Raw genomic sequence first — 12324 nt, 5'->3', positions numbered from 1 at the left:
AACATGTTGCGCATTCTGCTGATCAACGACACGGCGAAAAAAGTCGGTCGCCTGAAAGCCGCGTTGACTGAAGCCGGTTTCGAGGTGATCGACGAATCCGGTCTGACCATCGACCTGCCGGCCCGCGTCGAAACGGTGCGCCCGGACGTAATCCTGATCGATACCGAGTCACCCGGCCGCGATGTCATGGAACAAGTGGTGCTGGTCAGCCGCGACCAGCCCAGGCCGATCGTGATGTTTACCGATGAACATGATCCGGGGGTGATGCGTCAGGCAATCAGGTCCGGGGTCAGCGCCTACATCGTCGAAGGCATTCACGCACAACGCTTGCAGCCGATTCTGGATGTGGCCATGGCGCGCTTCGAAAGCGATCAGGCCTTGCGTGCGCAACTGCAGGCGCGCGACCAGCAACTGGCCGAGCGCAAGCGCATCGAGCTGGCCAAGGGGTTGCTGATGAAGATGAAGGATTGCAATGAGGAAGAGGCTTACACCCTGATGCGCCGCCAGGCCATGAGCCGGCAGCAGAAGCTGATTCAGGTGGCGGAGCAGATCATTGCCATGAGTGAGTTGCTTGGCTGAAAAGCTCTGGCTGCTTGAAAAGCCCCTCACCCTAGCCCTCTCCCGGAGGGAGAGGGGACCGATCGAGGTGTGCTGACGTCAAACATCGACCTGAAATACCGAGTCGATTATGGATTCACAGCAGAAATCACAGGTCGGCGTACTTCGCGAGCATCCCCCAATCAGTCCCCTCTCACTCCGGAGGAGGTAGAGGGGACTGATCGAGGTGTCTGGCGTCACACATCGACCTGAAAGACCGAGTCGATTATGGATTCACAGCAGAAATCACAGGTCGGCGCACTTCGCGAGCATCCCCCAATCAGTCCCCTCTCCCTCCGGAAGAGGGAGAGGGGACTGATCGAGGTGTCTGGCGTCACACATCGACCTGAAAGACCGGGTCGATTATGAATTCACAGCAGAAATCACAGGTCGGCGTACTTCGCGAGCATCCCCTAATCAGTCCCCTCTCCCTCCGGAAGAGGGAGAGGGGATTGATCGAGGTGTCTGGCGTCACACATCGACCTGAAAGACCGGGTCGATTATGAATTCACAGCAGAAATCACAGGTCGGCGTACTTCGCGAGCATCCCCTAATCAGTCCCCTCTCCCTCCGGAGGAGGGAGAGGGGATTGATCGAGGTGTCTGGCGTCACACATCGACCTGAAAGACCGGGTCGATTATGGATTCACAGCAGAAATCACAGGTCGGCGTACTTCGCGAGCATCCCACAATCAGTCCCCTCTCCCTCCGGGAGAGGGCTAGGGTGAGGGGCTTTTGATCTTTCACCTGTTGGCACAAATCTCGCTAAGTAAAACGCACAGGTAACCAACGGCGGTTGCCCCACCCACGACAAAGACGTCGCTCACCCGTTTGCCCCTCATGGCGAAACAGGTAGCGGCGTTTTTTGCGTTTTGGCCCCACAGCCCGGGGCCGGTGGTGCGGCCGTGGTGGCGCCCCACCTGCTGTGACTCCTATCGAGACTCTTTTCAGCTGAGGTGCGCGATGAATTCAAGCTTCTGGAAATCCGGCCATACCCCGACCCTGTTCGCGGCCTTCCTGTATTTCGACCTGAGTTTCATGGTCTGGTACCTGCTCGGGCCGCTGGCGGTGCAAATCGCCGCCGACCTGCACCTGACCACGCAACAACGCGGTCTTGTGGTGGCGACGCCGATTCTGGCCGGGGCGGTGCTGCGCTTTGCGATGGGCATGCTGGCTGATCGTCTGTCACCGAAAACTGCCGGTCTGATCGGCCAGGTCATCGTGATCTGCGCACTGTTCGGTGCGTGGAAACTCGGTATCCACAGTTACGAACAGGCCCTGCTGCTGGGTCTGTTCCTCGGCATGGCCGGTGCGTCGTTCGCTGTGGCCCTGCCATTGGCGTCGCAATGGTATCCGCCGCAGCATCAGGGCAAAGCCATGGGCATTGCCGGTGCAGGCAACTCTGGCACCGTGTTCGCCGCGCTGATTGCACCGGTGCTGGCGGCTTCGTTTGGCTGGAGCAATGTGTTCGGTTTCGCCTTGATCCCGCTGATACTGACACTGGTGCTGTTCGCCTGGCTGGCGAAAAACGCCCCTGAGCGGCCGAAAGCCAAAGCGATGGCTGACTACTTCAAAGCCTTGGGCGACCGCGATAGCTGGTGGTTCATGTTTTTCTACAGCGTCACCTTCGGCGGTTTCATCGGCCTGGCCAGCGCCCTGCCCGGCTACTTCAACGACCAATACGGCCTGAGCCCGGTCACGGCGGGTTACTACACCGCGGCCTGCGTATTCGGTGGCAGTTTGATGCGGCCGCTGGGTGGCGCGCTGGCGGATCGCTTCGGCGGCATCCGCACCTTGCTGGCGATGTACACCGTCGCTGCCGTCTGCATCGCTGCCGTCGGGTTTAACCTGCCAAGTTCCTACGCCGCGCTGGCACTTTTCGTCTGCACCATGCTCGGTTTAGGGGCAGGCAACGGCGCAGTGTTCCAACTGGTGCCGCAGCGTTTTCGTCTGGAAATCGGCGTGATGACCGGGTTGATCGGCATGGCCGGCGGTATCGGCGGATTTGCCTTGGCCGCCGGCATGGGCGCGATCAAACAGAGCACCGGCAGCTATCAACTGGCCCTGTGGTTATTCGCCAGCCTCGGCGTACTGGCGTGGTTTGGCCTGCACGGGGTCAAGCGTCGCTGGAGAACCACCTGGGGTTCGGCAGCCGTGACGGCGGCGCGGGTCTGAGGCGTCGATGGCCCTGCAACTGAGTTTTGCCGAAGCCAGCGCCACCGGGCCGCGTGCGGAGAATCAGGACGCTTTGCGCCTGGTCACGCCCGCTCCGGCGCTGGCGGCGAGCAAGGGTTATCTGTTCGCTATCGCTGATGGCGTCAGCCAGTGTGCCGATGGCGGACTGGCTGCGCGTTCGACCTTGCAGGCGCTGGCGCTCGACTACTACGCCACACCGGAAACCTGGAGCGTGGCCCAGGCACTAGACCGTCTATTGCTCGCGCAAAACCGCTGGTTACAGGCCAACGGCGGCGGGCAACCGTTGCTCACCACTGTCAGTGCGCTGGTCATGCGCGGTCGGCGCTTTACGTTGGCCCATGTCGGTGATTGCCGGGTGTATCGCTGGCACGGCGATAGTTTGCAGCGGATCTCTGAAGATCACGTCTGGGATCAGCCGGGTATGCAGCACGTGCTCAAGCGCGCGCTGGGGCTGGATCAGCATCTGGTGCTGGATTTTCTCGACGGAGAGCTGCGTGACGGTGAAAGCTTTGTGCTGCTCAGTGACGGTATCTGGTCAACGCTGGGCGATACCGCGATTGCAGCGATTCTGCGTGATCAGCCGGATCTGCACAGCGCCGCGCAAACACTGGTCAACGCGGCGCATCTGGCGGGGAGTCAGGACAATGCCAGTGCATTGCTGGTGCGCGTCGATGCGCTGGGTGAAGCGAATATCGGCGATGCGCTGATCCATCTGCAGCAATGGCCCCTGCCGCCGCCGCTGAAACCTGGCCAATCCTTCGAAGGCTGGCAGGTTCAGGGGATTGTCGCTCAGAGTCAGCAATCGCTGCTGTATCGGGTTGTCGATGGACAAGGCCAGACGTGGTTGCTGAAAACCCTGCCGTCGCGCAGCGCCGATGATCCTCACGCCGGGCAAGCGCTGCTGTCCGAGGAGTGGTTCCTGAAACGTGTGGCCGGCCGGCACTTTCCTGAAGTCCATGCCTGCCAGCAGCGTCAGCATTTGTACTACGTGATGCGGGAATATTCCGGGACGACGCTGGCGCAGCTGTTTCAGCAGTACGGCCCATTGCCGCTGGCGCAGTGGCAGGATATTGCCGAGCGCCTGCTGCGAGCGGTGGGGCTTTTGCATCGACGGCAGATTGTGCACCGGGACATCAAACCGGAAAACCTGCATTGGGGTGACGACGGTGAGTTACGTCTGCTGGATTTTGGTTTGGCGTATTGCCCGGGCTTGTCCGAAGACGCGCCGTCAACGCTGCCCGGAACCCCAAGTTACATCGCCCCGGAAGCGTTTCGCGGGGATCCGCCGAGTGCACAGCAGGATTTGTATGCGGTCGGCGTGACCCTGTATTTCCTGCTCACCGGGCATTTTCCCTATGGCGAGATTGAGGCGTTTCAGCGGCCGCGCTTTGGCGTGCCGGTAAGCGCCAGTCGTTATCGGCCGGATCTGCCGGAATGGTTGGCGCAGAGTCTGGAGCGTGGTGTGGCAGCGGATCCGCAGCAGCGTTTTGAAACGGCTGAAGAGTGGTTGCTGGTGTTGGAACAGGGCGAGCGGCGCAGTTTGAGCGTGCGTCCTCGACCGTTATTGGAGCGGGAGCCGCTGAAGGTCTGGCGGACGATGGCATTGGTGGCTTTGCTTGGGAATCTGGTGCTGCTGGTTTTGTTGTTTCACAGTTGAACCGCATCGCGCCATTCGCGAGCAAGCTCGCTCCCACAGGGGATTTGTGAACACCACAGCCCCCTGTGGGAGCGAGCTTGCTCGCGAAGGCGCCCGCCCAATCACCACAAATTCAACTGCCTGAATGCCCCACGAACGAGCAACCCGCTTCGAATCAGTGCAAAAAAACCATCCTCAAAATCCGTCACCCCCAATAAACCCGCCACCGTCCCCACTTGGCACAACCACTGCATTACCCCACTCAACACACACATAAAGCCCAACCTTCAACGACGAAGGCCGGGCTTCCCGAGAGAACGGGACCAGGACAAAGGCGTCCTCGCTAGGCAACTAGCGGGACGCCTTTTTTTTGTTTGCGCAAAATTTCTCGAGCAAGGCCTGACTGCCCACAAGAGGCCAGCCGCCGCTCCCCGGAGACCCTGATGAAAAAACTCAAACTGGTGATGATCGGCAATGGCATGGCCGGCGTCCGCACCCTGGAAGAACTGCTCAAACTGAGCGACGAGCTCTATGACATCACCGTCTTCGGCGCCGAACCGCACACCAACTACAACCGCATCCTGCTCTCGCCAGTGCTGGCCGGTGAGCAGACTTTCGAAGAGATCGTCCTCAACGATCTGGACTGGTACCTGGAAAACAACATCAAGCTGCTGCTCAACCGCAAAGTGGTGGAGATCGACCGGGTCAAACGTCGGGTAATCGCCGAGGACGGCACCGAAGCTGAATACGATCGCCTGTTGATCGCCACAGGCTCGACACCGTTCATCCTGCCGATCCCCGGTAACACTCTGCACGGGGTGATCGGCTACCGCGACATCGCCGACACCCAGGCAATGATCGACACCGCGAAAACCCACAAGCACGCGGTGGTCATCGGCGGTGGCCTGCTCGGCCTCGAAGCCGCCAACGGCCTGATGCTGCGCGGCATGCACGTCACCGTGGTGCACCTTGGTGAATGGCTGCTGGAGCGGCAACTGGACAAGACCAGCGGCCAACTCCTGCAAAGCGCCCTCGAATCACGCGGCCTGCATTTTCGCCTGTGCGAGCAAACCCAGGCACTGCATGACGCCGGCAACGGTCGGGTCGGCTCGGTGCAATTCAAGAACGGCGACATCATCCCGGCCGATCTGGTGGTGATGGCCGCCGGCATTCGCCCCAATACCGAACTGGCGGAAAAAGCCGGCATCCCGTGCAACCGCGGGATTCTGGTCAACGACACCCTGCAAACCTACGACCCGCGTATCTATGCCATCGGCGAGTGCGCTAGCCATCGCGGCATCGCCTATGGCCTGGTAGCACCGTTGTTTGAACAAGCCAAGGTCTGCGCCAACCACCTTGCACAATTGGGATTCGCCCGTTATCAGGGCTCGGTAACCTCGACCAAATTGAAAGTCACCGGCATCGACCTATTCTCCGCCGGCGACTTCATGGGCGGTGAAGGCACGGAAACCATCACCCTCTCCGATCCGATTGGCGGCGTGTACAAAAAACTGGTGATCAAGGATGACGTACTGGTCGGCGCCTGTCTGTACGGCGATACGGCGGATGGCGGTTGGTATTTCCGGCAGATTCGTGAGAATCACGCCATCGGCGAGATCCGCGATCATCTGATGTTTGGGGAAAATGCGTTAGGCGATGTAGGACATCAAGGCCAGGACAAAGCCATGAGCATGGCCGACACCGCCGAAGTCTGCGGCTGCAACGGCGTGTGCAAAGGCACCATCGTCAAGGCGATCCAGGAACACGGCCTGTTCAGCGTCGACGAGGTGAAAAAACACACCAAAGCTGCCAGTTCCTGTGGTTCCTGCACCGGGCTGGTCGAGCAGATCCTGATCAACACCGTCGGCGGCGCGGCGGACGTCAAACCAAAAAGCGAAAAAGCCATCTGCGGCTGCAGCGACCTCAATCACGGGCAGATTCGCCAGGCCATTCGCGAGCAGCATCTGCTGACCATCGCGGGCGTCATGAGTTACCTCAACTGGCGTACACCCAATGGCTGTGCGACCTGCCGGCCGGCGCTCAACTACTACCTGATTTCCACCTGGCCCGGCGAAGCCAAGGACGATCCGCAATCGCGCCTGATCAACGAACGCGCTCACGCCAACATTCAGAAGGACGGCACCTACTCGGTGGTTCCGCGGATGTGGGGCGGCGTGACCAACCCTTCGGAACTGCGGCGGATCGCCGACGTGGCCGACAAGTACAACGTGCCCATGGTCAAGGTCACCGGCGGCCAGCGCATCGACCTGCTGGGGATCAAGAAGCAGGACTTGCCCGGCGTCTGGAAGGACCTCGACATGCCCTCCGGCCACGCCTACGGCAAATCCATCCGCACCGTTAAAACCTGCGTCGGCAGCGAGTTCTGCCGCTTCGGCACGCAGAATTCGACGCAGTTGGGCATCGAACTGGAACACGACCTGTTCAACATGTGGTCACCGCACAAAGTGAAGCTGGCCGTCTCCGGTTGCCCACGCAACTGCTCGGAAGCGGGGATCAAGGACGTCGGCATCATCGGCGTCGACTCCGGCTGGGAGATGTACATCGGCGGCAACGGCGGGATCAAGACCGAAGTCGCCGAGTTTTTCGTCAAGCTCAAGACCGCCGAAGAAGTCCGTGAATACAACGGCGCCTTCCTGCAGCTCTATCGCGAAGAAGCCTTTTACCTCGAACGCACCGTGCACTACCTGCAACGGGTCGGCATGGAGCACATCAAGCAAGCCGTGCTTGAAGACCCGGAGCGCCGCAAAGCCCTCAACGAACGCCTGCAATTCTCCCTGTCGTTCGAACAGGACCCGTGGAAAGAGCGTCTGGCGCAGCCGCAACTGAAGAAAGAATTCGACGTGATTCCCGTGAAAAACCTGGAGGTACCGGCATGAACTGGCTCGATATCTGTGCCCTGGATGAAATCAATGCGCTCGGTTCGCGGATCATTGCTGGCCCCCAAGGCGACATCGCGATTTTTCGTACAAGCGACGATGAGGTTTTCGCTCTTGATGACCGCTGCCCACACAAGGGCGGCCCGTTGTCGCAGGGTTTGATCTACGGTAAGCGCGTGGCCTGTCCGTTGCACAACTGGCAGATCGACCTGCAAACCGGCGAAGCCCAGGCCCCGGACATCGGCTGCGCGCACCATCATCCGGCCCGGGTCGAGAACGGCCGGGTGCAACTGGCGCTGCGGGATGCCGTCTGATGAACCGCCAGACGACCGCCTCGACCTGCTGCTATTGCGGGGTCGGCTGCGGCGTGCTGATCGAACACGACGGCGAGCGCATCCTCGGCGTCAGCGGCGATCCGGCGCATCCGGCCAACTTCGGCAAACTGTGCAGCAAAGGCTCGACCCTGCACCTGACTGGCGACCTTGCGGCGCGCGCGCTGTACCCGGAGCTGCGCCTGGGCAAGGGTCTGGCGCGCAGCCGTACCGATTGGGACACCGCACTGGAACACGCCGCCAACGTATTCGCCGAGACCATCGCCGAACACGGCCCGGACAGCGTGGCGTTCTATATTTCCGGTCAGTTGCTGACCGAGGACTACTACGCCTTCAACAAACTCGCCCGGGCGCTGGTCGGCACCAACAACATCGACAGCAATTCACGGCTGTGCATGTCTTCGGCAGTGGTTGGCTACAAGCGCAGCCTCGGTGCCGACGCGCCCCCGTGCAGCTACGAGGATCTGGAACTCAGTGATTGCGTGATGATCGTCGGCAGTAACATGGCCTACGCACATCCGGTACTTTTTCGTCGGCTTGAAGAGGCAAAATCCCGCCGCCCACAGATGAAGGTCATCGTCATAGATCCCCGCCGCACCGACACCTGCGACTTGGCGGATCTGCATCTGGCCATTTTGCCGGGCACCGATGTCGCTTTGTTTCATGGGATTTTGCATCTGCTGTTGTGGGAAGACTGGATCGATCGCGACTTCATCAAGGCGCACACCGAAGGCCTTGCCGAGTTGAAGAACCTGGTGCGCGATTACACCCCGCAAATGGTTGCGCAACTGTGCGGGATCAGCCTCGAGCAATTGCAGCAATGTGCTGAATGGGTGGGCACGTCAGCGAGTTTTCTGTCCTTGTGGTGCATGGGCTTGAACCAGTCCACGGCCGGCAGCGCGAAAAACAGCGCATTGATCAATCTGCATCTGGCCACCGGGCAGATTGGCCGTCCGGGAGCAGGACCGTTCTCCCTTACCGGTCAGCCGAATGCCATGGGCGGGCGGGAAACCGGCAGCCTGGCGAATCTGTTGCCCGGCCATCGAGAGGTCGCCAACCCGCAACACCGCGCCGACGTGGCGCACTACTGGGGTGTAGAGCGGCTACCGGAAACCCCCGGGCTCAGCGCCATCGAACTGTTCGAGCAGGTGCGCAATGGCAAGATCAAGGCGCTGTGGATTGCCTGCACGAACCCGGCGCAATCGCTGCCGGATCAGAGCGCGGTGCGGGCAGCGCTGCAAGCCTGCCCGTTTGTCGTACTGCAAGAAGCCTTCCGCACCACCGAAACCGCTGCGTTCGCCGACCTGCTCTTGCCCGCTGCCAGTTGGGGCGAGAAGGAAGGTTCGGTGACCAATTCCGAGCGCCGTATTTCCCACGTGCGCAAAGCCATTCTCCCACCCGGTGAAGCGCGAGCGGATTGGTCGATCACGGTGGACTTTGCACAACGGCTGGAGAAACGCTTGCGCCCCGAGGCGCCAAGCCTGTTTGCCTTCGATCAATCCGCGCAGTTATTCGATGAATACAAACTGCTGACGTGCGGTCGGGATCTGGACTTGTCCGGAATCAGTCACGCCTTGATTGATGAGATCGGGCCGCAGCAATGGCCCTTCCCCATCGGCGCCCGAAAAGGGACGGCGCGCTTGTACGCAGACGGCATTTTTCCTACGGCCAACGGGCGCGCTCAGTTCATGGCCGAGCCTTACCGAGCTGCCAAAGAGCAGCGTGATGCGCGCTTCCCGTTGACATTAATCACCGGGCGCCTGCGTGATCAGTGGCACGGTATGAGCCGTACCGGTACGGCTGCTCAATTGTTTGGGCATGTCAGCGAGGCGCAGTTAAGCCTGCATCCGGATGAATTGCGTCGGCATCGCTTGCAGCCAGGCGATCTGGTCAACCTGAAAAGCCGCCGGGGCGCCGTGATCGTTGCTGTTGGAAGCGACGACAGCGTGCGTCCGGGACAGGCGTTTTTACCCATGCATTGGGGCGATCGTTTTCTCAAGGGCGGTGTGAACAATCTGACCCAACCGGCGTTCGACCCGTTGTCGAAGCAACCGGAGCTCAAACACAGTGGCGTGCGCCTGGAGAAAGTGGACTTGCCGTGGCAACTGTTCGCCCTGATCGAGGGCGATGTTCAACGGCATATCGAGGCCCTACGCCCTCTCTGCGAGGCGTTTTCCTACGTGAGTCTCAGCCTTGTCGGACGTGAACGATCAGCATTGCTGATACGCGCAGCCAGCCACGAGGCACCGGATGCGCCATTGCTCGGTGAAATCGACCGATGCCTTTCGCTCAGCGACGGCCCGGTATTGGCCTACGACGATCCACGCCGTGCCATTGGCAAGCGTGTGCGCATTGAAAACGGCCGGATCACGGCGATTCGCCTCGCCGGCGAAACCCTCGCCCAGCATTGGCTGCAAGGGTTGTGGCTGGAAGGCCGTGCGGATGAACAACTGCGGCGCTGGCTGCTGGCGCCCATGAGCGCGCCGCCGGGCAGTGCCGGGGCGCAAATGGCCGTGGATAAAACCCTGTGCAACTGCAAAAACGTCAGCCTCAACGCGGTCTGCGCCGGCATTCGCCGGGGCTTGGATCTGCAGGGTCTGAAGAGCCAGCTGGGCTGCGGCACGCAATGCGGCTCGTGTGTCCCGGAAATAAAACGCTTGCTGGCTGCCAACCTGCAGCCAGCCGTCATCTGATGAGGAACACACCATGAATGCGAAAGTCTGGCTGGTGGGTGCAGGGCCGGGTGATCCGGAACTGCTGACCCTCAAAGCGGTACGCGCCTTGCGCGAAGCCGATGTGGTGCTGATCGATGACCTGGTCAACGGCGCGGTGCTGGAACACTGCCCTGCCGCGCGCATCATTGCGGTGGGCAAACGGGGTGGATGCCGATCGACACCGCAGGCCTTTATCCATCGACTGATGCTGCGCTATGCCCGCCAGGGCAAGTGCGTGGTGCGGCTCAAGGGCGGCGATCCGTGCATTTTCGGACGTGGTGGTGAAGAGGCACAGTGGCTGCGTGAGCGTGGCGTTGAAGTGGAATTGGTCAATGGCATCACCGCCGGGCTGGCCGGGGCGACGCAATGTGATATTCCGCTGACGTTACGCGGCGTGGCGCGTGGGGTGACACTGGTGACTGCACACACGCAGGACGACAGCCAGTTGAACTGGCAGGCACTGGCGCAGGGCGGCACCACGCTGGTGATTTATATGGGCGTGGCCAAGCTGGGCGAGATTCGCGATCAACTGTTGGCGGGCGGGATGGCGGCGGATACGCCGGTGGCGATGATCGAGAATGCGTCGTTGCCAGCGCAGCGCGAATGCCGGAGCAATCTGACGTCAATGAGTGACGATGCGTGCAGGTTTGAACTCAAGAGCCCTGCCATTCTGGTGATCGGCGCAGTGGCGGCTGTTGTTGAAGATCAAAAGATCGCAGCCTGCGGCAGCACCTGCACAGGGACCGCGTGCGTCTCGTAAGCCCAAATCGCAGGCAAAGAAAAGCCCGGCCTGAGCCGGGCTTTTCTCGGAGCGGCAGCTAATTACTTAGCTTGAGCTTCAACCTGCGCTTCTACGCGACGGTTTACAGCACGGCCAGCTTCAGTTTTGTTGTCAGCAACTGGGCGGGTTTCGCCGTAGCCGATCGACTGAACGCGGGACGATTCAACACCGTACTGGTTGGTCAGAACTTGCTTAACGGCGTTTGCACGACGCTCAGACAGTTTCTGGTTGTAAGCGTCAGGACCGACGGAGTCAGTGTGACCTTCAACAGTGGTGTGAGTGGCTGGGTACTGCTTCATGAAGTCAGCCAGGTTCTTGATGTCAGCGTAGCTGTTTGGCTTGACGACCGACTTGTCGAAGTCGAATTTCACGTCCAGCTCTACACGAACAACTTCAGCAACTGCTGGGCAGCCATCAGCGTCAACAGTTACGTTGGCTGGGGTGTCCGGGCACTTGTCAACGTTGTCGCAAACGCCATCGTTGTCGCTGTCGGAGCAGACTTCAGCCGGAGCTGGAACTGGAGCAGCAGCTGGCTTGCCGCCGCCACCGAAGTTCACACCCAGACCAACCGATGGAGCGTAGTCCCAACGGCCGTTGTCCAGTTTGTAGTCAGCTTCTACGCCAGCACGGGCGAAGAAGTTTTCGGCGAAGTAGTACTTAACGCCAGCGCCTGCAGTCAGGAAAGTCGACTGGTCGCGACCGGTGTGGCCGTCAGCTGCTACGTTGGTCAGAGTGCCGTGCTTAACGCCACCTTCAACGTATGGACGCAGAGCGTCGCCAGCGTTGTTGAAGTGGTATTGAGCGGTCAGACCAAAGTTGTCGCCTTTGATTTTCTGGCTGCCGGTGCCATCGTTCGAACGGGTGTGGTTGTTACGATCCCAGCCGAAGTTGATCGAGACGTCATCGGTCAGGAAGTAACCGATTTTGGCGCCTGGGTTGAAGCCGTCTTCGACATGATCAATGCTGTCGTTGTACTGCTTCTTGTAGTTGATCTCGCCTTCAACTGCGCCTTGGCCTTGTGCCAGTGCGCCGAACGAAGTAGCGGCAATAAGAGAACCAATGGCCAAGCCCAAGGTGTTTTTCAGTTTCATCCGTTAAATCCCCATCTGGTGATTGTGAAGCAGTCCCGCAAACCGGGGGACAACTCGGCGGCAAGTCTATCAGAACTTGCC

The 12324-nt window shown here is 60.4% G+C and carries 8 protein-coding genes; 7 read left to right on the top strand and 1 reads right to left on the bottom strand.

What is annotated here, in order from left to right:
* The first annotated feature begins 3 nt into the window (after positions 1 to 3).
* From HV782_RS10105 to cobA, 7 genes are all read left to right on the top strand, one after another.
* Positions 4 to 579, top strand: coding sequence for an ANTAR domain-containing response regulator (locus tag HV782_RS10105; protein WP_123463618.1), 576 nt, complete (start codon positions 4 to 6; stop codon positions 577 to 579).
* Positions 580 to 1559: 980 nt separating this feature from the next.
* Positions 1560 to 2771 (top strand): nitrate/nitrite transporter, encoded by a 1212-nt coding sequence (locus HV782_RS10100; protein ID WP_186744804.1) that lies wholly within the window; start codon positions 1560 to 1562, stop codon positions 2769 to 2771.
* 7 nt (positions 2772 to 2778) lie between these two features.
* Positions 2779 to 4449, top strand: a complete 1671-nt coding sequence (locus HV782_RS10095; RefSeq protein ID WP_186744806.1) for a bifunctional protein-serine/threonine kinase/phosphatase — start codon at positions 2779 to 2781, stop codon at positions 4447 to 4449.
* A 422-nt stretch (positions 4450 to 4871) separates the two neighbouring features.
* Complete coding sequence (gene nirB / locus HV782_RS10090) at positions 4872 to 7325, top strand: nitrite reductase large subunit NirB (protein ID WP_123463624.1); 2454 nt, start codon at positions 4872 to 4874, stop codon at positions 7323 to 7325.
* Positions 7322 to 7639: a nitrite reductase small subunit NirD gene (gene nirD, locus HV782_RS10085; RefSeq protein WP_128616017.1), complete on the top strand. Its 318-nt coding sequence runs from the start codon at positions 7322 to 7324 to the stop codon at positions 7637 to 7639. The genes nirB and nirD overlap by 4 nt, the downstream gene beginning before the upstream one ends.
* Positions 7639 to 10350, top strand: a complete 2712-nt coding sequence (locus tag HV782_RS10080) for a nitrate reductase (RefSeq protein WP_186744808.1) — start codon at positions 7639 to 7641, stop codon at positions 10348 to 10350. Before nirD ends, HV782_RS10080 begins: the two co-directional genes overlap by 1 nt.
* A gap of 13 nt (positions 10351 to 10363) precedes the next feature.
* Entirely contained in the window at positions 10364 to 11131 is a 768-nt protein-coding gene (gene cobA / locus HV782_RS10075; RefSeq protein ID WP_128616019.1) for a uroporphyrinogen-III C-methyltransferase, read from the top strand.
* Between the two features lie 62 nt (positions 11132 to 11193).
* Here the strand turns inward: cobA and HV782_RS10070 are convergent, their stop codons facing one another.
* Complete coding sequence (locus HV782_RS10070) at positions 11194 to 12243, bottom strand: OmpA family protein (protein ID WP_128616020.1); 1050 nt, start codon at positions 12241 to 12243, stop codon at positions 11194 to 11196.
* Between the last annotated feature and the right edge of the window lie 81 nt (positions 12244 to 12324).

Source organism: Pseudomonas monsensis (genome assembly GCF_014268495.2).
In the GTDB taxonomy this organism is placed as follows: Bacteria; Pseudomonadota; Gammaproteobacteria; order Pseudomonadales; family Pseudomonadaceae; genus Aquipseudomonas; species Aquipseudomonas monsensis.
Note: the sequence above shows the minus strand (reverse complement) of the source record. Positions and strands in the feature narration are given on the sequence as shown.

Coding starts and splice junctions, on each gene's coding strand:
- HV782_RS10105 (WP_123463618.1), top strand. CDS start 4: ATGTTGCGCATTCTGCTGATCAACGACACGGCGAAAAAAGTCGGTCGC.
- HV782_RS10100 (WP_186744804.1), top strand. CDS start 1,560: ATGAATTCAAGCTTCTGGAAATCCGGCCATACCCCGACCCTGTTCGCG.
- HV782_RS10095 (WP_186744806.1), top strand. CDS start 2,779: ATGGCCCTGCAACTGAGTTTTGCCGAAGCCAGCGCCACCGGGCCGCGT.
- nirB (WP_123463624.1), top strand. CDS start 4,872: ATGAAAAAACTCAAACTGGTGATGATCGGCAATGGCATGGCCGGCGTC.
- nirD (WP_128616017.1), top strand. CDS start 7,322: ATGAACTGGCTCGATATCTGTGCCCTGGATGAAATCAATGCGCTCGGT.
- HV782_RS10080 (WP_186744808.1), top strand. CDS start 7,639: ATGAACCGCCAGACGACCGCCTCGACCTGCTGCTATTGCGGGGTCGGC.
- cobA (WP_128616019.1), top strand. CDS start 10,364: ATGAATGCGAAAGTCTGGCTGGTGGGTGCAGGGCCGGGTGATCCGGAA.
- HV782_RS10070 (WP_128616020.1), bottom strand. CDS start 12,243: ATGAAACTGAAAAACACCTTGGGCTTGGCCATTGGTTCTCTTATTGCC.